Origin of the sequence: Gordonia polyisoprenivorans, from assembly GCF_017654315.1 — a bacterium.
Classification (GTDB): domain Bacteria; phylum Actinomycetota; class Actinomycetes; order Mycobacteriales; family Mycobacteriaceae; genus Gordonia; species Gordonia polyisoprenivorans_A.
Window position 1 is genome coordinate 5,062,255 of the sequence record NZ_CP072203.1, and the last position, 19,528, is coordinate 5,081,782.

The following is a 19,528-nucleotide window of genomic DNA, read 5'->3' on the forward strand; positions in this document are numbered from 1 at the left end:
GGAACCACCTCACACGGGCAGTGCACCGATGTCGGCGTCGTCGGAGCCGAAGTGCCGGTAGGTCGCGAGTTCATGGGCCCGGCGTCCGCGCCATTCGAGGTAACTGTCGGCCACCGGGGTCCTGCCGAGCACCCGATAGCCGACCGTGTTGCGCACCCATGCCGCGCCGAATGCCCACGGAAGGCGTTGCGGCAGGCCGAGATCCCGCATACCGCGGGGTCCGAGGAATCCTTCGAGCATGCTCAGCAACCGTTCCCGCGTGTAGCGCGCGGCGAGGTCGGGTGCGTGGCGGTAATGCAGCTCGGACTGAGCGTCGACCAATGCCCGGGACAGCTCACCTCCCGCTTCGGTGACCCCGGTCTGGCACAACAGGATCGCGTAACTGAGCTGATGCTGATCGCGTTCGTGGTCGAACAGCCAGTCCTCGTCGACGCCGACGAGCCAGCCCACGTACTTCCACAGGTGCATGATCGCGCGTGACTGCTCGGCGTCGACGGGCACGCCGAGGGATCGCACGCCCATCATGAGCGCACCACTGAACAGGTTGAGTGTGGAGGCGAGATCGGTCTGATTGATCGGCAGCCCCCACTGCGTGGCATCCCAGCGGCCGTTCTTCTCGAAGGCGTCGTTGACCAGCGCATGCATCAGCCGCACGTGCACGGTGAGCTTCCAGCCGTCGCCGTCGCGGGCCATGCCGCCGGGTGCGCCCACCGCGATCGCCCACGTCTGGGTCTCCCCGAGTCGACGTGTCGCGGTACTGCGGGACAGTCCGCCGGTCTCGGCGAGCAGGTCGACCGGCCCGCCGAACCGATAGCCGCCGATCAGGGACAGGGCGAGCAGGACGTCGTTGGCGTTGCGTCCGAACCGCCGGAAGACCTGCGCGCCATACTCGACGAGTTCCGGATCGACCCACGACGGCGTGGCCTCGGCGCGGGTGAAGAACTCGCGCAACGCGGTGGGCGCGTCGTCGGGGACACCGTCCTGCAGGGCTCGGTGGACCGCGCGCATCGAGACACGGTCGGGATGCTCCCGAGGTAGGCGCATCGCCGCGACCAGCGCTGCCGCCGGTTCGTCGCGCATCATCAGCCGCCGGCCGAGCAGCGACATCTCCTCGGCCGTCGGCTCACGCAGACGCCAGTACGCACGCAGCGGTCGACCGATCCGCCGGCCACGGTCGGGTGACGCCCGGAATCGGCGGGGTGGTTCGAGTTCCTGCGGCGCCACAACGGTCATGAGACGAAACTAGCAATTGGTCTCATCGGGGGCAACCACGCCCGGTCAGGTCAGCAGATCGGCAAGCTCACTCATGTCATAGGGTGCGGTGGCGCCGTGGTCCCGATATGCGACGAAGGTGGGTTGCTGCGGATCATAGCGTCCGATGAAACCACCTGCGGCGCTGAATATCTGACCGGTGATCTCCGATGCCGCCGCACTGGCGAGAAAGGTGTAGAGCGGTGCGACATACTCCGGCGGAGCCGGATCGAGAGCGGCATCGCGGGTGAACTCGTCGAGAATGCCCCGCTCATGCAGGCTTTCGATGTGCCGCACGTACTCCGGTCCCGACGACAACCGTGACTTGGCCCCCGGCATCACGACGTTGACGCGCACACCGAGCTCACGCAGATCACCGGCCGCGGCGAGCGCCAAAGCGTTCACTCCTCCTTTGGCAGCGGGATATCCACTGCCACCGAAGGTTCCGAGCGAGGCGGCCGAGCCGGTCAACACGATCGACCCCGACTGCTGCTCGGCGAACACCCGCCCGGCGATCGAGGTGAGGTGAAACGCACTCATCAGGTGTGCGTCGATCTGCTGGCGGAACTGGTCCTCGGTGATCGTCAGGACCGTCGAGCCCGGTGGCTCGGCGATCCCGGCACAGTTGATCGCGATGTCGAGCGCACCGAACCCGGACAGCGCGGCGTCGGCCATCTTCTCCACGACGCCCGCCTGCCCGGCCGGCCCGCACACCCCCACCGCCTGCCCACCACCGCCGATGATCTCGTCCACGGTCGCGGCAACGGCCTCGTCGTCGCGACCGTTGATCACCAGCGAGACCCCACGCCCGGCGAGCGCGTATGCCACCGAGAGTCCGATGCCCCGGGTGGCGCCGGCGAGCATCGCGACCCGGCCGGCCAGATCGAGCTCGACCATCACACCCCGCTGGTGATCGGAGTGATCGGCAGCGCCGTGACCGGGACCGAGCGGCCACGGTCGGTGAAGCTGAAGTCGGCACCGGAACTGAAGCGGGTGATCGCCACCTCGCCGCTCTCGGCCTGTTCGACGTCGCCGAGCGCGAACCGCACACTGAGCCCGCTGCCGGTAGACGTGCCGTCAGTGGACGTGCTCTCGGTGATCACCCACCTCGGGTCGACGGCCACCCCGATCGCGCGCAGCGGCTCGATGTGGTCGTGGGTCAGCAAGGTGATCCATCCGCCGTCGGTCCGTGCGTCCGACTCGCCGGGGATCGTCACCACGACCTCATCTCCCTCGACATCGACCTCGATCCCGCTGTAGCTGCGGGGACCGAGCACCGGCACCAACGCGATGACCTGCGCCAGCGCAGCAGCGTCGGTTCCCAGGCGCAGCACCCGCCGTAGCCGATCCGCGGACAATCCCGCGATGCCGGTGAACTGTTTGCCGAAGATCTCACGCGCCTGCTCGTCGGAGTCGGCGTGGCGACGCACACTCGTCCAGAAGCCGAGCGCGAGCAATTGGTGTTGCAGGGCAACCTCTTCGGCGATCCGCGCCAGCGCCGAGTGCGACCACTCCCGGAACTGCAGGTCCGCGACGAGCGGTCCGCGATAGTCGACGAGCCCGTCGTCGGCGTCCGGATCGATCGCCACCAGCTCGATCTGCGCGGCACGTGTGGTGAACATCGTCTCGGCGTCGGCCGGCAACGGGAGTTCGTCGCGGTCGGGTTCGATCGTCACCGTCCACGCGCAGTGTGGATGCCGGTCGGCCGGACGCCGCGGCGGCCGGTGGATCGGCCGGATACGGGCCCGCCGATTGGTGGCGATCGCGGTCGCGTCGAACGTGGGGTCCTCGATGTCGTGGCACATCGCGGTGACGTACTCGTCGCCGAGCGGCTCGACATCCATCAGCGCGCCACAGTAATTCAGCACGAACGCGCCGTGGTGGTGGTCGGTGATCTCATACCGGAAATCCATGAACTGCGGGGGCGCCCCGATGTCGAGCTGCAGACACTTGAACATGTCCTCGACACCGTCACCGTCGACACCCAGCGCGGTCCGCATCCGATGGGTGTAGACGGGGCTCGCGGCCATCCACTCCTCGATGGCCACCTGCGCCATCGTGTCCCGGCCGAAGGCGCTGATGAGGTGCGCCATACCGCTGCGATCGATGAGTTGCCCCGACAACAGCAGCTCCGGAATGAGGTCGGCGAGCTGGTCGCCGGTCAGATCGGAGTAGGTGCGGGCTGGAATCTCGTGGGCTGTATCGGTCATGGGCTCAGGTCACCAGAAGGGCACCGGCGCCTTGCCGAACGGATACCAGCCAGGCTGATCGCCGGTGGCCTTCTCGATCCGTTTGAGCATGCCGTCGCTCATCGCATTGTTCTTCAGCATCTCGATGAACAGGGCGGAGACGTTGCCGTAGTCGAAGAAGTCACGCTGCCAGGAGAACTGGAAGTTCCCGGCATATTTGAACCAGCTCCCCTGGATGCCTTCGAGCGCATAGTGGGTGCCGTCGTCGCGGGTGCCGGAATAGATCTGCTTCCACAGTCCGATCATCGAGCCGGTCTGATCGTCGATCACCCATTCCTGATACGGGTAGGTCCAGCCCTCGAGGCCTTCCATCTCCTGCCCGAGCGCGATCTCACGGATCTCGTCGCGTCCGACCGCCATGAAATCCTTGTCGGGGCCGTAGTTCCAGCCGTAGGTGGCGTCCTCGGTGTAGAAATCCGCCAACGGTTTCCAGTCGCCGGCTGCCTCGGCGTCGATGTTGGCCTGCAGCCAGCGCTGCTTCATCTCGTCCAGTTCGGCACGATCGAAAGGCATGAAAGGTCCTCGTCATTCGTTGTCGTCGTCGATGATTCTCAAAGCTTGGGTCGGGCAGTACTGCACGGCGGCGAGAACTTGCTCGCGCAGGCTCTCGTCGGGCTCCTTGTCGAGGATCTCGGCGTGATCGCGGTGCGCGACGAAGACCTCCGGGGCCTCCATCTCGCACATCCCGTGGCCCTGGCACAGGTCGAGATCGATCTCGATGCGCATCACGACTCCGTGTCCCGGACCCGTTTGCGGTAGCGCACCCGGCACGGTTGCGCGAGCTGCACCACCATCTTCGAGTGGTCGTTGTGATAGCTGTCGGCGGGCTGGGCCATCTCGAACTCGTAGTTCTGGAACAGCACCGAGAAGATCGCCTTGAGTTGCATGATCGCGAATTGTGCTCCCACACAACGGTGTCGGCCGGCACCGAAGGGAATCCAGGTCCAGCGGTTGACCAGGTCCTCCTGGCGTGGCTTGAGGTAGCGATCCGGGTCGAAGGTGTCGGGATCGGGAAAGTCGTCGGCCAGCCGATTGGACACCGCAGGCGAGACCGCGATCGTCTGACCGGCTTTCACCTCGAACTCCTCGATGTGGAAATCGTTCTGCACCAATCGCATCAGGATGATCAGCGGCGGATGCAGACGCAGCGCCTCCTTCAGCGCGTTCTCCAGCAACGGCATCTGCCGGGTGTGGGCGAAGGTGTACTCCGGGCGCTCGCCGGGCGGTGTGCCGCCGTAGATCTCGTCGAGCTCGTCGTAGACGCGCCGCAGGTACTCAGGATTGCGCAGCAACTCGATCAGGGTCCACGCGGCCGTGCCCTGGGTGGTGTGATGGCCGGCGAACATCATCGAGATGAACATGCCGGTGATGGTGTCGGCATCGAATCCGACCTGGATCAGGACGTCCATCAGGTCCCGATCTTCTTTGTCCGCCACCGGGTTCGTGACGCGTTCTTCCATCACGCCCTGGATGTACTCGACGAGTTCGGCGCGTGCGGCGTCGCGGCGTCGGAAGCTCTCGATGTCGGCGTGGGCATCGACGTAGGCGATGGGGTCGGTGCCCTTCTCCAGGTCGTGGAACAGTTCGGAGACGTGCTTGTCGAGTTGCTCGCGGAACTTGCGGCCGATCAGGCACGCCGAGGAGGTGTAGAGGGTCAGCTCGCCGAAGAACTCGAGCAGATCGATCTCACCCTCATCGCCCCATCCGGCGATGATGCGCTCGGCCTCGTTGGGAATCGTCACCGCATGTTGCTTCATGTGTGCGCCCTTGAGCGCCGAGTTGTGAATCGCCTTGGAGCGCTCCTCGGGGCTCGCGTCGAAGACCACGCCCTCACCGAAAACCGGTGTCATGAACGGGTATGCGGCGGCCTGGTCGAGATCCTCCTCGGGCGCGCGGAAGAACTCTTCGTTGGCCGCGGCGCCGGAGACGAGCACCACCTCACGGTCGGCGAGCTGGAACTGCCCGACGTCACCGCACTCCGCCCGAACCCGCCAGAACAGGCCGATCGGGTCGGTGGCGAGCTCGTCGAGATGACCGTGTTCACCGTCGCCGCCGGACACGCGTTTCGGGGTCGTGAGGGTGGTCATTGCTCGGATCCTTTCGGGGGGAGTTTGCTCTTGGGGATGGCGCCTTCGGCCTCCACCTCGACCGCACGCATGTGCGCGCCGCGCGGCATCGTGATCATGGCCGCGACCGCCTGCGCAATGTGTTCCGGGGCAAGGAAATTGCCGTGGCGCGCCAGTCCGTGCGTGATCCAGTCGTTGAGCATGTTCTCGGTGGTCTTCTGGTCGAGATTCATGCCCATGCCGGTGAGGGTCTGGCCCGGGCGCACCACCCCGGCGCGCACGCCGGTGCCCTCGAGTTCGAGTTGGATGGTCGCGACGAGACCGTCGATGCCGGACTTGGCGGCCACATACGCCGACGACCACGGCCGGGGGTGCAGTGCCACATCGGATCCGATGAACACGACGTCCCCGCGCGTCCGCTCGATCATGCCGCCGATGACCGCACGGTAGAGGCGGTAGGCGCCGGTGAGGTGGATGTTGATCTGATCGGCGAACTCGGCGGGCGAGGTCTCGTACGACAGTCCGACGGCGAGGTCACCGGCACCGGCGACGACGATTTCGAGATCACCGATCGCGGCCTGCGACTTGGCGACGCACTCGAGGACCGACGCCTCGTCGGTGACGTCGAGGGGCACCGCGACGGCTTCCCCGCCCGCGGTGATGATCTTGTCGGCGAGCTCTTGGAGTCGGTCGACTCGGCGCGCGGCCAGGGCCACCGGATGCCCTTGCGCTGCCAGCCATTCGGCGGTGGCCGCGCCGATGCCGGAGGATGCGCCCGCGACCAGGACCGGGCGTCGTGCGGGATGCGGGAGGAAGGCCATCAGCGCACCGTCACTCGTACCGGGAGTTCGGCGAAGCCGCGGACGTTCACCGAGTGCACACGCACCGCGTTCTCCATGTCGATGTCGACCGACCGGATCGACCGGGCCACCTCGGTCAGCCCGATGTTGGCCTCCAACCTCGCCAGGTGGGCGCCGAGGCAGAAATGGGTGCCCATGCCGAAGCTCATCAGCGCCTGACCGCAGTCCCGGCCGATGCGGTAGCGGTCGGGATCGTCGAAGACGTCCTCGTCGCGGTTGGCCGAGCCGACCAGCAGCAACACCCGTTGGCCGGCGGCGATGGTGTGTTCGCCGTAGTCGACGTCGGCGGCGACCCGGCGCAACACCATCTGCGTCGAGTTGTCGTAGCGCAAAGTCTCCTCGGTCCAGTCGGGTACCAGGTCGGGGTCGGCGACGACGCGCGCCATCTCGTCGGGATTGCGCCAAGCCCAATACAGAGCATTGGCAAGGAGTTTGGTGGTCGTCTCGTTGCCGGCCACCACCATCAGCACCATGAATCCGACAATCTCGTCGTCGGACAGCGCCGTCTTGGCCCCCGACTCATCGTCGATCTCGGCGGTGAGCAGTGCCGAGACGAGGTCCTCGCCGAGGCTGGTGCGACGTTCGGCGATCAACGCCGAATAGTATTTGTGCAGTTCGATATACGCGTACACGGCCGCCTCGGGGACGTCGAGCACCCCCTCCTCGCGATGCAGCAGCAGATCCGACTGCTTGCGCAGGAACGCCCGGTCACTCTCGGGGACGCCGAGCAACTCCGACACCACGTCCATCGGGAGCAATCCGGCGAAGTCGGCGATGTAGTCGAACTCGCCCTTATCGAGGCACCGGCTCCAGTGTTCGTGGGTCAGGGCGGTGATCCGGCCGGAGAGGTCGTTGACGCGGCGCGGGGTGAAGCCCTTGCTCACCAGTTTGCGGATGCGCATGTGTTTCGGGTCGTCGAGTGCCAGAAACGACATCGACTTGTGTGCGTCCGGACCGTACGACGCCGGGTCCATCGATACGCCCCAGGCGTTGGACAGGTTCACCGAGTCACGAAATGCGCTGCGCACGTCGGCATGCCGGGCCAGCGCCCAGAAATCCAACTCGGAGTTGTAATACACCGGCGCCTCACGGCGCAGGCGTGCATAGGTGGGATACGGATCCTCATGAAAGCCATAGGCATACGGATCGAACGGAATATGCTCCTGCATCCCGGCCACGGCAACGGTGTCGGTCATCGGGTGTGCTCCATCATCACGATTGCTTCTCCATCAGCAGGTGGGCGGCGGCGACCAGACGTTCGGAGGTCTGCTCGTAGCTGAGGTGGCCCATCCCGGCGTGCACGAGCCCGCCGGCGTACAACATCTCCAGCGCGTCGACGACCGGCCCCGGGTTCTCCGGGTCCACCTCGAGCGCCTGGGCGAGGCGTTGGCGGATGAATCCGCCGATGCGCAGGCGCAGGTGTTCGACGTCGGGGTCGGTGCCCAACAGTGCGACGGTAACCGCGCCGCCGAGTTGCCCTTCACCTGCGACCACGAGGGAGACGTCGCGCAGCACCGCGGCCACCCGGTCGGCCGGTTCGAGAGTCGGGTCGGGGGCGGGTACGCCGTCGGCCAGACGACGCCAGAACACCTCGGCCACAAGGTGACTCTTCGACGAGAAGTAGGTGTAGGCGGTGGCTGGCGCAACACCGGCCCGCTTGGCGACCACCCGAACCGTCAACCCGTCGAAGCCCTCGTCGTTGAGCACGTCGACCGCCGCGTCGGTCAGCCGGGCAACGGTTTCGGCCTGCTGGGCGGAGAGTCGCCGTCGGGTCGATTCCTGAGATACGGGACTGGACATGTGACCGACGCTACACTAGCTTTGAACTCGAGTCCAGACACCTGTCCAGATGGAGTTCCAGTTCATGTCACTCAGACCCGTATCCGCCTCGGATCTACTCATCGACGGCAAGCTGATCCCCGGCGGGGGTTGCACTTTCGATGTCATCAACCCCGCCACCGAGGCCGTGATCGGCAAGGCGGCCGACGCCGACACCGCCGACATGGATGCCGCGATCGCCGCCGCCCGACGCGCCTTCGACGAGACATCGTGGTCGCGCGACCACGCATTCCGTGCGCGTTGCCTCCGGCAGCTGCGCGACGCCCTGCTCGCGCACGTCGACGAACTCCGTGAGATCACCGTCGCCGAAGTTGGTTGCCCGGTGTTCCTGACGCACGGGCCGCAGCTGGAGGGACCCATCAACGACCTCGGCTACTTCGCAGACCTCGCCGAGAATTATTCGTGGACAACCGATCTCGGCGAGGCCAAGCCGATGGGTCTGAAGAACCATCGCGAGGTGCGCAGCGAGGCGGCCGGCGTCGTCGGCGCGATCACGCCGTGGAACTTTCCGCACCAAATCAACTTCGCCAAGATCGGGCCGGCACTTGCCGCCGGATGCACGGTCGTCCTCAAGCCCGCCCCCGACACCCCATGGTGTGCGGCACTGGTCGGCAAGGTGATCGCCGAGGAAACCGACTTCCCGCCCGGCGTCGTCAACATCGTCACCTCCAGCGATCACGCAGTGGGCGCCCAACTCGGCAGCGACCCGCGCGTGGACGTCGTGTCCTTCACCGGGTCCACCGCCACCGGCAAGAAGGTGATGGCCGCTGCCGCGGAATCGCTCACCAAGGTCTTCCTCGAACTCGGCGGGAAGTCGGCGTTCATCGTCCTCGACGACGCCGATCTCGCGGCCGCGTGTTCGATGGCCGCGTTCGCCGTGGTCACCCACGCCGGGCAGGGATGCGCCATCACCACCCGACTGCTCGTCCCGCGCGAGCGACTCGACGAGGCGATCTCCGCCACCCGCGACAGCCTCGCCGGGCTCGCCGCGGGCGACCCGACCGACCCCGGAACCATCTGCGGGCCCTTGATCTCTGCTCGCCAACGTCAGCGTGTGGAGTCCTACATCGCACTCGCACGCGCGGAGGGTGGCACCATCGAGATCGGCGGCGGACGACCCACCGACAAGCCGACCGGATTCTTCGTCGAACCCACGTTGATCTCCGGGGTCGACAACTCGTCCCGGGTCGCCCAGGAAGAGATCTTCGGGCCGGTGCTGGTGGTCCTCCCCCACGATGGTGACGACGACGCCATCCGCATCGCCAACGACTCTCCCTACGGCCTCTCCGGAGCGGTATGGGGTACCGATGAAGATCGGATCAACAAGGTCGTCAACGGAATTCGCACCGGAACCATGTCCGTCAACGGCGGCATCTGGTACTCCGCCGATGTGCCCTTCGGCGGCTACAAGGCATCGGGTATCGGCCGCGAGATGGGCGTCGCCGGCTTCGAGGAATACCTGCAGACCAAGGCCGTCGCCCGACCCGCCTGATCCATCACCCAACGAAAAGAGCAGCAGCACATGACGTCTTCACGATTCACCGACAAAACCGTCATCGTCACCGGCGCCGCCGGCGGCATCGGCGAGGCCTACGCACGAGCACTGGCCGGCGAGGGCGCCAATGTGGTCGTCGCCGATCTCAACGACGAGGCCGGCGAGAAGGTCGCCGCCGACATCGGCGGACGCTACGTCCACACCGACGTCTCCGATCCCGACTCGGCCGCGGCACTCGCGCAGGCCACCGTCGACGCGTACGGCCGGATCGACGGTCTGGTCAACAACGCGGCGATCTACGGCGGGATGAAACTGGACTTCTTGATCACCGTCCCGTGGGACTACTACAAGAAGTTCATGAGCGTGAACCTCGACGGCGCGCTCAACGTCACCCGTGCGGTGTATTCGCACATGACCGACGGGGGCGCGATCGTCAATCAATCCTCCACCGCGGCATGGTTGTACAGCGGCTTCTACGGTCTCGCGAAGGTGGGCGTCAACGGCCTCACCCAACAGTTGGCCACCGAGCTCGGCGGTCAGAACATCCGGATCAACGCGATTGCCCCCGGACCCATCGACACCGAGGCAACGCGCACCACCACACCGAAGGAGATGGTCGACGACATCGTGAACCGCTTACCACTCAAACGCTTCGGCACGCCCGAGGATCTGGTGGGCATGTGCCTGTTCCTGTTGTCCGACGAGGCCGGCTGGATCACCGGCCAAATCTTCAATGTCGACGGCGGGCAGGTGATCCGGTCGTGAGCGCCGACCCTGCCGGCTCTCTGCGGCTCGGGTATGTCGGGCTGGGAAACATCGGTGGCCCGATGGCCGGCAGCCTCGCCAAGTGGGACGGCGGGATGACGGTGTTCGACCTGTCCGAGGACGCCGTCGCCAAGCTCGTCGACCAGGGAGCCGATCGCGCAAAGTCACTTGCGGATCTGGCTTCTCGCACCGATATCATCGGGGTCTGCGTGCTCGACGACGAGCAGGTCCGCACAGTCGTCAGCGGTGACGGCGGGTTGTTGAGCGCCGCGGCTCCGGGAACGATCATCACCGTGCACTCGACAATCGCTCCGGAGACGGCAGTCGAGCTCGCTGCCGCGGCCGCCGAGCGCGGCGTGACAGTGCTCGACGCCCCGATCTCCGGCGGCGCGGCCGGTGCCGCCGAAGGCCGTTTGGCGATCATGGTCGGCGGCCCGCGCGACGCCTACGAGAGTATCAAGGAACCGTTCGCACTCACCTCCGACATGCTGGTCCACGCCGGCCCGGACGTCGGTGCGGGCACGAAGATGAAGCTGGCGCGAAACCTGCTCCACTTCATCTCGTTCACCGCCACCACCGAGGCCGCCCGCCTTGCCGAGGCAGCCGGTATCGACCTGGTGAAACTGGGAACAGTGGTGCGCCACACCGACGCCATCACCGGTGGTGCCGGCGCCATCATGCTGCGCGGCACCACCGCCGAGATCGCACCGGATGATTTCTGGTACGGCATCTTCACTTCGGTTCGAACCCTGGGCGAGAAGGATCTCTCGTTGGCGTTGGCCCTTGCCGATCATTTGGGTGTCGACCTTCCCCTCGGCCGGTTGGCACGCCGCGACCTTGCCGAGGCACTCGGCGTCCCCCACCACGAAGGAGAACTCTCATGACATCCGAGCAGCGCCAGAAGTCGCTCGACATGATGTCGAAGGTCTACGGCTGGGAAATGTCCGACGGACCCGGCGACTACTTCGCCCATACCGCCGATCAGGTGTTCGGCGAAGTCTGGTCCCGCGAAGGGCTTTCCATCCGCGATCGCCGACTCCTACTCCTCGGTGCCCTTGCGCAGTCCGGCCAGATCGACGTCGCCGAGATCCAGGCGTCCTCGGCGCTGGCCAATGGCGAACTGACACCGGAACAGCTGGAGGAGATCTCCCTGTTCCTCTGCTACTACGTCGGCTGGCCCCTGGGCACCAAGATGCACTTCATGTTCGGCAAGGTAATCGACAACCATCGCAAGTCCCAGAAGGAATAGCCGACCGTCGAAGGGCGCTGACGCCCTCCCGCCCGACGGTGTTCCCATCCCGATGGACGAGGCCGCCCGCGCGGGAATGCTCCAGCCCCTCCCGCCCGATGGCCGTCCCATCCCGATGGTCGAGGTGCCGAGGAGCGCCAGCGACGAGCCTCGAGACCCCCTGTGCCGAACGCTTTCCGGTCCACGGTGGTTCGGTTCCAGCGCTACTGCAGGCGGTCTCGAGGCTCGCCGCACGCGGCTCACACCTCGACCATCGGGGGATGACGACTCGCCACGGAAGGATGCTGACGCCTTCCCATCCCGTGTCTTCTCACCCCGATGCCCTTCTCACCCCGATGGTCGAGGTGCCGAGGAGCGCCAACGACGAGCCTCGAGACCCCCTGTGCCGAAAGGCTTCCGGTCCGCGGACGCTCGAACACCTCGACCATTGGATGGATTTCACTATGGAGTTCTCAAACAACAGATGCGGTCCCGGCGATGCCGGGTGCGGGGAATCAGGTAGTGGGGCAGCGTAGGTCAGGCTGCCACGTCGTCGAGTCGCATAGTGCGTCGGTGATAGGACGGCACTGGTCGTCGTTTCGGATCCACGCTTGCGGGTGGGATCAGCCAGGGGTGGCGGTCGAATCCCATGACGATGTCCCATCCGTGGTGGTGGACGTCGTCGTGGCAGCTGTTGCAGAGCAGACAGCCGTTGTCGAGGTCGGTGGGGCCACCTTTGCTCCAATGAACGAGGTGGTGTCCTTGGCAGCGTCCGGCGTGTGCTCCGCATTTGATGCACCCGCGGTCACGCACGAGTAGAGCCTTGCGCTGTCCGGGGGTGAAGAAGCGTTCCTGGCGTCCGACGTCGAGGGGTACACCGTCGGAATTGAGGATGATCTTGGTGATCGTCGTGTCACATGACAACATTTTCGCGGTCGCTTCGGTGATCGCGCCCATGTTCTGCAAATCCCCGCCGAGCGCCGGGTTGTCCGCCGACCAGGTCCACAACAGGCCGTTGGTGGGTTTGGCCGAGAAGGTGGTGTCGGCCAATCCTTGTGCCGCGAGTTCGACGATCGTTTCGAATGCGGCAGCACAGATCTGCTCGGGTGTACGGGGATCCGGTGACCCATCGGGTTGCGGCCTGGGCGCCGACAAGGTTTCCATCAGAGTCCGGGTCTTCTCCCCGGCGATGATGTCGAGGTTCGCCGAGATCTCCAACCGTCCGTCGTCGGTGATGCGGTCGGTGTAGGAGTTGATTCGCTTGTCCTCGGCGGCCGGTAACCCACCCGGTGTTTCGGCAGCCAACTCGTTCCCCAACTGCCGCGCGTAGGTGTTGATCTCGGCGGGGGTGAATCCGGCGAAGTAGTGCGACAAGAGTTTCCGCAGAAACTCGCACCGTTGAACGGTGTCCAAAGGTTCGGGAGATCGGGTGTCGATGTGCGCCAGCCCGCGGACGATGGCATCGGCGTGTTCGGACGAGATGGACCCGTCCGCGGCATGCGCCAACAACAGATCAATGTCGCTGGTGGCCGAGATCCGCACATACCGACCCGCGACCGCGGGCGCGAAACCCATGCTGATCAACAGTTCTCGCAGTCGGGTGGTTTTGTGGTCGGCCACCCCTAACCGGTCCATTTCGCCGGTGAGGGTGGTGGCGTGGTGATCAACCAGGTTCCGCAACAGCAGGACTTGTTTCATTGCACCGAAGGCCTGGGGTCCGGTCATCTCCGGATTCCATTGCAGGTCGCCGAGTTGGGTGACGATCACAGCGAAGACTGCTTCGGCATCAACATCTTTGACGTCAAGAGTTGTGGTGGTGTCGATCATCGGCCCCTCCCCGGTGGCTGATCGGTGTGATGGCTCCAGTGTACCTCGCCAGGGTGTTCGACGCAAGGGGAAGTTTGATCAATTCTGCTTGTGGACAACGTGTTTCGGCGCTGATCTTCTGTCGGTGGGGTGTGGTAGGGGTGCGGTTTTCGTTTGTCTTGATGTCGATGTGGTTGGGGGGCTTGTTGTCTCGCCGGGCCTCGAGGCTCGCCGCACGCGGCTCGCACCTCGACCATCGGAGGGAAGACCCGGCGCATGGGGCACCGCGCACCTCGACCATCGGAGGGAAGACCCGGCGCATGGGGGCACCGCGCACCTCGACCATCCGGGGGGAAGGCCCAGTGCCTGGGGCATCAGGGGGAAGGCCCGGCGCATGGGGCGTCGGGGGAAGGGTTCCGGCCATTGGGCAAGACGGGCACCTCGACCATCGAGGGGAAGGCGTCTCGAGGACGTCGACGTCAAACATCAGGAAGGCCTCGTCGAACCGTGAACGAGGGCTATGGTCGAAAGATGTCGTCGCAAGTGACCTTCATCGAACTGACCGGCGGGAATGGTCACAACATCCTCAGCGCCAGTCCCGGTCCGGACCTGGCTGCCCACCGGTACGAGGAGCGCGAATATGCTGCCGTAGGACGTGCCCGCCGATTCGAGAGCACCTCGTCGGGCGCCGTCGCCGAAGCCGACTCCGCGGAGTTCACCACTCGAATCCTGGTGCGGCGACCCGAGAATGACTCCGATTTCAACGGACACGTCGTCGTCGAGTGGTTCAACGTGTCCAGCGGCACCGACGCCGCACCCGAGTACACCTACCTCGCGCCGGAGATCGTCCGATCGGGATATGCGTGGGTGGGGGTGTCGGCGCAGTACACCGGCATCGAAGGCGGTGCCGGATCTGTCGGAATGGACGGCGGTGACACGCCCACGCGTCTCGCCGACAAGGACACCGATCGATACGGGTCACTGCACCACCCGGGTGACGGCTACAGCTACGACATCTACGGCGCCATCGGTGGCGCACTCACCGCGAACCATACCGAAGGCCATCCGCTGGCGGGGCTCACGGTGCGCCGACTGCTGGCCGCGGGCGAATCCCAATCGGCGATGGCACTGACAACCTACGCGAATCATTTCACCAACCTGCACAACGTCTTTCACGGGATTCTGATTCACAGCCGATCACTCGGAGCACTACCGCTCGGCGAGGCCGGTGGCCCCGCCGACATCACCGAGGCCTATCGCGGGTTGCCCGTGCGAATATCCACCGATCTGACCGTTCCGGTCTTCGTCGTGCAGACCGAGACCGACGTTCTCACCAACTTTCAGTATGTGCAAGCCCGACAAACTGATTCGTCACTGTTACGCGTATGGGAGATGGCCGGGACGTCACATGCCGATCTCGCCCAGATCGGCGAGTACGAGTCGATGCTCGGTTGTCCGGCGCCGGTGAATCGCGGACAGCAGCGCTTCGTGCTGCGCTCGGCGTTGCACTATCTGCGGTCGTGGGTCGACGAGGAGTCGGAGCCCCCGGTCGCGGACCCGCTCCTGGTGGTCGACGCCGGCGACGGCCACCGCTTCGAACTCGACCAGGTCGGCAATGCGCGCGACGGCGTGCGCACTCCGTGCGTGGACGTACCGACCCAGATCCTCAGCGGCGTGGTCGAGGACGACGTACCCCGGATCTGCGTCCTGTTCGGTGTGACGACACCCCTGCCGCCGACGGTCATCGCCGATCTCTACCCGGACCAGGACACCTACCTCAAGCGTTACGCCGAGGCGGCCGACACGGCGATCGAGGCGGGCTTCGTCCGCCCGGATGACCGCGCCGAGGTGCTGGCCGATGCCCGCGCCGATCTGGTGGCCGACGCCGACGCCTTCCGCTAGATTAGAACACGTTCTAGTCTGGTTTCGGTCCGCGGTTCGCCACGGCCGGCACGACCCGGGAGTCGCCGCATGCAGTTCACCCTCGAGGACATCTCCGACGACGAGATCGCCCGACGCCGTGCGGTCTACGAACCGCTGACCGAGTCCGTGCGCCAGCTCATCGATGCGGTGATTCGCACCGAGGTCCCCGACGATGTGGTGGCCGCGGCGCGCGAGCGGATCGACGCCATCGTTGACACCCTGCGCGCCGAACAGATCGACGGCCCGTACGGCGTGCGCTACACGCCAGACTTTGTCGGAATGCCTTGGGGCAATTCGGTTGTCGGCGTTCGTAACGCCATCGCCCCACCACTGCGGACCCACCACGACGGGCACGAGGTGTCTGCCGAGTTCACCCTCGGTGCCGCCTATGAGGGTCCCGGTGACCATGTGCACGGCGGAGTGGCCGCGATGATCCTCGATCAGGTCCTCGGCGAGGCCGCCAGCGTCGACAACGTGCCGTGCTACACCGGGACGATCTCGCTGCGCTACGTGCGCCCGACTCCACTGGGACCGCTGACCGCACGCGCGTCGATCGTCGGCCGCGACGGCCGTAAGAAGACCGTCCGGGGCACTCTCGCCGACGCCGAGGGGGTCACCGTCGAGGCCGAGGGCGTGTTCATCGTTCCCCGCGACTGGACCGGGCGCATGCCGCGCGCGTCCAAGGACCACTCCTCCGCTCACACGCAGGACTGACATTGCGCACCGCGGTCACCTCGATGGGAACGCACGGTGATCGGCTCTCCGTGACCCGTGGCGTCGCGCGCGGTACCGTCGACGCATGAACAGCGTCGTTCCCGAGCAAGATCCCTCCGCGCCGACACCGTTCAGCGAGGCTGAGGCACAACGGGTCCGCTCGATCTGGGGCACGTTGGGACTGCCGGGTCTGATCGACGTCCACACCCACTTCATGCCGCGGTCGGTCATGGACAAGGTGTGGGCGTACTTCGACTCGGCAGGCCCGCTCGTCGGACGCGAATGGCCGATCACCTACCGAGCGGACGAGGACGTCCGGGTGGCTGCGTTGCAGGCGTTCGGCATTCGCGCGTATTCGTCACTCGTGTATCCGCACAAGCCGAACATGGCCGAGTGGCTCAACGGATGGGCCGCCGACTTCGCCGCCCACCACCCCGATTGTCTGCACACCGCGACCTTCTACCCCGAGGAGCCGGCGACCGCCTACGTCTCGAAGGCCATCGTCGCGGGCACCCGGGTCTTCAAGTGCCACATCCAGGTCGGCGCCTTTTCACCACTCGATCCACTGCTCGACGGGGTGTGGTCGCAGATCGCCGACGCGCAGGTCCCGGTGATCATCCACTGCGGCTCCGGGCCGGCGCCGGGCACCCACACCGGGCCCGAGCCCATCGCCCGGCTGCTCAAGCGATTCCCGTCGTTGCCGCTCATCATCGCGCACATGGGCACACCGGAATACGAGGAATTCCTCGGTCTCGCCGAACGATTCGAGAATGTGCGACTCGACACCACGATGTCGTTCACCGACTTCTCCGAGGCCGACGCGCCGTACCCACCCGAGCTACGACCCCGGCTGGCCGACCTGGGACCAAAGATCTTGTTCGGCAGCGACTTCCCGAACATCCCTTACACCTACACCCACGCCCTCGACGCGATCATGCGGCTGGATCTGGGCGACGACTGGGTACGCGGGGTCCTCTATCGCAATGCGGCGGAGTTGTTCGGCGTGAACTGAGCCCCTCTCGGAAGACTCAACTCAAGAAACGACGAGCCCCTTTGTCTGCCCTGCGAAACACGGACAGCGCCTGACGAAGCTGTTCGTCGGTGTCTTGGAATATCCAGTACTTCTCCATGACTGCGACCACGGCGTCGTCATTGCCCGCGCGGTACATCTGTTCGCAGTCCTCGCACAGTGCCCAATACGAGGGGAGCGAATGCCCTTTGCCATAAACGCGATACCTGGTCCTGTCGATGTCGAGTGGATGTACCCAGACGACATTGACGCTTCCGCAGATTGCACATGACTGGTCGGTGCTGTTGGTCGGCGCGCCGTCGACCCAGTCGTCCGGATACCTCGGCGCACCGTCTGCCAGCGTGACGACGGCGGCATACCCACTCGCCGGCCTCGGTGGCGCCTGCACGTAGTGATCAGCGAACCACCCGGTCGACGGGATTCGCGGCACCGCGTCGCGGTCACCGCGCTCACGCGGGATCGGGCGGCCATCATCGGGCCAGAGCACCTCCACACGGGATGCGGCGTCGAGGATGATTCCCGCGTCGAACGTGATCTTTCGTTCCGAAAGTCCGAGGAAAGGTGCCGCAGTGACGAGTACAGACTCGCCGCGAGGCGGCAGGTGGTCGAGGCCGAAGGCGAAGGAGGCGTCGTGGGCGCCGGCTGTGCCGCGGAACCGCCCGAGTCCACCCGCGTTCAACTCCGGCGACGGCAGATTGGACGAGGTCGTTCCGTCGGCCCACTCGAACCCGACGAGCAACGGAACCACGGAGCTGCGGCGACCATCGCGCCCGAGCCACAGCCCGCCGTCAAAAGTCATCGCGTCCTTGCGGATTCGGACCTCGACGGTCATCTCGACCCCGGTGGTGTACACCACTGTCTGCGTAATCCAGACCACCACGTCAGCACAGCGATTGATCACGCCGTCGAGCGGCGCCCGGACCCCTACCTCGTTGAGTGGGGGCGTCCACCTGATCATCACCTCGCGCCGTCTCCGATCACTGCGCCGCAGCCCTACCCCCGCGCCGCGATCCGCGCCCGGACCTCCGGACGCCGCAGCGGCGGTACGGTTTTCGGCGGCTGGCGACGCTCCGGGAGCTCACCGAGCAGGGTTCGCGTGGCGGCGGTCACCGCGATGACCGCCGCCTCGAACACCTCGGCGTTGGCTGCCGACGGATGACGTATGCCGCTCACCTTGCGAACGTACTGGCGCGCGGCTGCCTCGATCTCTTCCTCGGTCGCCGCGGGTTCGAGTCCGCGCAATTCGGTGATGTTGCGGCACATGAGGTGACCTCTCAATCGGCGATGTGGACGACAGCTTTCCCCAGGATCCGCCCCTCGGCGAGATCGGTCAATGCGGTCGGTAGCTGATCAAGGGTGTAGGTGGTGTTGACCTGCGGGCTCAGCCCCGCCGCGATCATCTCGGTCAGCTCGTCGTGCAGCAGTTCCGGCACGCCCGGGTGCGTGCGCACGTACTCACCCCAGGCGGCGCCGACAACGGCGATGTTGCGGAACAGCACGCGGTTCAGCTTGACGGTCGGGATACCGCCGGCCGCGAATCCGATGACCACGTACCGACCGTCGGGGGCGACCTGGCGCAGCGCCTCGTCGAACACCCCGCCGCCGGACGGGTCGATCATCACGTCGACGCCCTCGGGCGCGATCTTCTTCAGTTCGGCTCCCCAGCCCTCTTCGAGCTGGATGACCTCGTCGGCGCCCGCGCTGCGCAGCAGTTCCTCGGCACCCTTGCGGTGCACGATCGCGATGACCTTGGCGCCCATCGCCTTGGCCACCATCATCGACGCGGTCCCGACGCCACCCGCGGCACCGAGTACCCCGACGACCTCACCGGGCGCGGTCTGTGCGCGCAACTTCAGCGCGAACAGCGCGGTCTGATAGTTGATGCCCAGAGCGGCGCCCTGATCGAACGTCAGTCCCTCGGGCAGGGGCAGCAGCTGCTCGGGCGAGGCGGCCAACTGTTCGGCGAAGCCGCCGACGATGGACGCGACGAGAACCTTGTCGCCCTCCTTCACCGAGGCACCCTCGGGCGCCTGGCGCACCACGCCGGCGACCTCGGTGCCGGGCGTGAACGGCGTCGGCATGCGGAGCTGGTACTTCCCCTGACTCATCAGCAGGTCGGGGAAGCAGATCCCGCACGACTTGATGTCGACGAGGACCTGGCCCTCGGCGGGCGTTGGATCGGGGACGTCGGTCAGTTCGAGGGCGGACGGTCCGGACTCTTCGGTGAGCACCTGAGCTTTCATGGTTGTCCACCCTACGCCGGGGAGAACAATCGCTCGGTCGGTAACCGCAGAGATGCCCT

General features: G+C 65.9%; 20 protein-coding genes. 7 read left to right on the forward strand and 13 right to left on the reverse strand.

The features are described from left to right. Nucleotides 1-9: 9 nt before the first annotated feature. Genes J6U32_RS22675 through J6U32_RS22715 form a run of 9 tightly spaced genes read right to left on the reverse strand, consistent with a single transcriptional unit; the run spans nt 10 to nt 8,226 of the window. The gene (locus tag J6U32_RS22675) at nt 10-1,233 is read right to left on the reverse strand and encodes an oxygenase MpaB family protein (protein ID WP_208792233.1); all 1,224 of its coding nucleotides are present in this window, start codon (nt 1,231-1,233) and stop codon (nt 10-12) included. 45 nt (nt 1,234-1,278) lie between these two features. Then, on the reverse strand, nt 1,279-2,148 hold the full coding sequence (locus J6U32_RS22680) for an SDR family NAD(P)-dependent oxidoreductase (RefSeq protein WP_208792234.1): 870 nt from the start codon (nt 2,146-2,148) through the stop codon (nt 1,279-1,281). Further along, nucleotides 2,148-3,461, reverse strand: a complete 1,314-nt coding sequence (locus J6U32_RS22685; protein ID WP_208792235.1) for a hypothetical protein — start codon at nt 3,459-3,461, stop codon at nt 2,148-2,150. The genes J6U32_RS22680 and J6U32_RS22685 overlap by 1 nt, the downstream gene beginning before the upstream one ends. 9 nt (nt 3,462-3,470) lie before the next feature. Next, a complete protein-coding gene (locus J6U32_RS22690; protein ID WP_208792236.1) occupies nt 3,471-4,013 on the reverse strand; it encodes a nuclear transport factor 2 family protein in 543 nt (180 codons plus the stop codon). 12 nt (nt 4,014-4,025) lie between these two features. Beyond that, nucleotides 4,026-4,226 carry a ferredoxin gene (locus J6U32_RS22695; RefSeq protein WP_079930736.1) on the reverse strand — a complete coding sequence of 67 codons (201 nt, stop codon included), beginning with the start codon at nt 4,224-4,226 and terminating at the stop codon, nt 4,026-4,028. After that, on the reverse strand, nt 4,226-5,587 hold the full coding sequence (locus J6U32_RS22700) for a cytochrome P450 (protein WP_208792237.1): 1,362 nt from the start codon (nt 5,585-5,587) through the stop codon (nt 4,226-4,228). The genes J6U32_RS22695 and J6U32_RS22700 overlap by 1 nt, the downstream gene beginning before the upstream one ends. Next, nucleotides 5,584-6,387 carry an SDR family oxidoreductase gene (locus J6U32_RS22705; RefSeq protein ID WP_208792238.1) on the reverse strand — a complete coding sequence of 268 codons (804 nt, stop codon included), beginning with the start codon at nt 6,385-6,387 and terminating at the stop codon, nt 5,584-5,586. The genes J6U32_RS22700 and J6U32_RS22705 overlap by 4 nt, the downstream gene beginning before the upstream one ends. Then, a complete protein-coding gene (locus J6U32_RS22710) occupies nt 6,387-7,622 on the reverse strand; it encodes a cytochrome P450 (RefSeq protein ID WP_208792239.1) in 1,236 nt (411 codons plus the stop codon). The genes J6U32_RS22705 and J6U32_RS22710 overlap by 1 nt, the downstream gene beginning before the upstream one ends. Before the next feature lie 16 nt (nt 7,623-7,638). Beyond that, on the reverse strand, nt 7,639-8,226 hold the full coding sequence (locus J6U32_RS22715) for a TetR/AcrR family transcriptional regulator (protein ID WP_208792240.1): 588 nt from the start codon (nt 8,224-8,226) through the stop codon (nt 7,639-7,641). A gap of 64 nt (nt 8,227-8,290) precedes the next feature. Between J6U32_RS22715 and J6U32_RS22720 the strand changes: the two genes are divergently transcribed. The 4 genes from J6U32_RS22720 to J6U32_RS22735 are packed head-to-tail and all read left to right on the forward strand — an operon-like array spanning nt 8,291 to nt 11,774. After that, nucleotides 8,291-9,757, forward strand: a complete 1,467-nt coding sequence (locus J6U32_RS22720; RefSeq protein WP_208792241.1) for an aldehyde dehydrogenase — start codon at nt 8,291-8,293, stop codon at nt 9,755-9,757. 30 nt (nt 9,758-9,787) lie between these two features. Then, the gene (locus J6U32_RS22725; protein ID WP_208792242.1) at nt 9,788-10,525 is read left to right on the forward strand and encodes an SDR family oxidoreductase; all 738 of its coding nucleotides are present in this window, start codon (nt 9,788-9,790) and stop codon (nt 10,523-10,525) included. After that, on the forward strand, nt 10,522-11,409 hold the full coding sequence (locus tag J6U32_RS22730) for an NAD(P)-dependent oxidoreductase (protein WP_208792243.1): 888 nt from the start codon (nt 10,522-10,524) through the stop codon (nt 11,407-11,409). The genes J6U32_RS22725 and J6U32_RS22730 overlap by 4 nt, the downstream gene beginning before the upstream one ends. Beyond that, the gene (locus tag J6U32_RS22735) at nt 11,406-11,774 is read left to right on the forward strand and encodes a carboxymuconolactone decarboxylase family protein (protein WP_006367798.1); all 369 of its coding nucleotides are present in this window, start codon (nt 11,406-11,408) and stop codon (nt 11,772-11,774) included. Before J6U32_RS22730 ends, J6U32_RS22735 begins: the two co-directional genes overlap by 4 nt. A gap of 516 nt (nt 11,775-12,290) precedes the next feature. On the opposite strand, the gene J6U32_RS22740 is transcribed toward J6U32_RS22735, so the two are convergent. Beyond that, the gene (locus J6U32_RS22740; protein WP_208792244.1) at nt 12,291-13,580 is read right to left on the reverse strand and encodes an HNH endonuclease; all 1,290 of its coding nucleotides are present in this window, start codon (nt 13,578-13,580) and stop codon (nt 12,291-12,293) included. Nucleotides 13,581-14,090: 510 nt separating this feature from the next. Between J6U32_RS22740 and J6U32_RS22745 the strand changes: the two genes are divergently transcribed. The 3 genes from J6U32_RS22745 to J6U32_RS22755 all read left to right on the forward strand — a co-directional run bounded on the left by J6U32_RS22745 (nt 14,091) and on the right by J6U32_RS22755 (nt 17,208). Continuing rightward, on the forward strand, nt 14,091-15,461 hold the full coding sequence (locus J6U32_RS22745; protein WP_208792245.1) for an alpha/beta hydrolase domain-containing protein: 1,371 nt from the start codon (nt 14,091-14,093) through the stop codon (nt 15,459-15,461). A 69-nt stretch (nt 15,462-15,530) separates the two neighbouring features. After that, nucleotides 15,531-16,196: a PaaI family thioesterase gene (locus tag J6U32_RS22750; protein ID WP_208792246.1), complete on the forward strand. Its 666-nt coding sequence runs from the start codon at nt 15,531-15,533 to the stop codon at nt 16,194-16,196. An 85-nt stretch (nt 16,197-16,281) separates the two neighbouring features. Further along, nucleotides 16,282-17,208 carry an amidohydrolase family protein gene (locus J6U32_RS22755; protein ID WP_208792247.1) on the forward strand — a complete coding sequence of 309 codons (927 nt, stop codon included), beginning with the start codon at nt 16,282-16,284 and terminating at the stop codon, nt 17,206-17,208. Nucleotides 17,209-17,224: 16 nt separating this feature from the next. Here J6U32_RS22755 and J6U32_RS22760 read toward each other — a convergent pair whose 3' ends face one another. From J6U32_RS22760 to J6U32_RS22770, 3 genes are read right to left on the reverse strand one after another with little or no spacing between them, the layout of a single operon-like run. Then, nucleotides 17,225-18,184, reverse strand: coding sequence for a hypothetical protein (locus J6U32_RS22760; RefSeq protein WP_208792248.1), 960 nt, complete (start codon nt 18,182-18,184; stop codon nt 17,225-17,227). 35 nt (nt 18,185-18,219) lie between these two features. Then, a complete protein-coding gene (locus tag J6U32_RS22765) occupies nt 18,220-18,489 on the reverse strand; it encodes a DUF2277 family protein (RefSeq protein ID WP_006367793.1) in 270 nt (89 codons plus the stop codon). 11 nt (nt 18,490-18,500) lie between these two features. Beyond that, a complete protein-coding gene (locus J6U32_RS22770) occupies nt 18,501-19,469 on the reverse strand; it encodes an NADPH:quinone oxidoreductase family protein (protein ID WP_208792249.1) in 969 nt (322 codons plus the stop codon). Between the last annotated feature and the right edge of the window lie 59 nt (nt 19,470-19,528).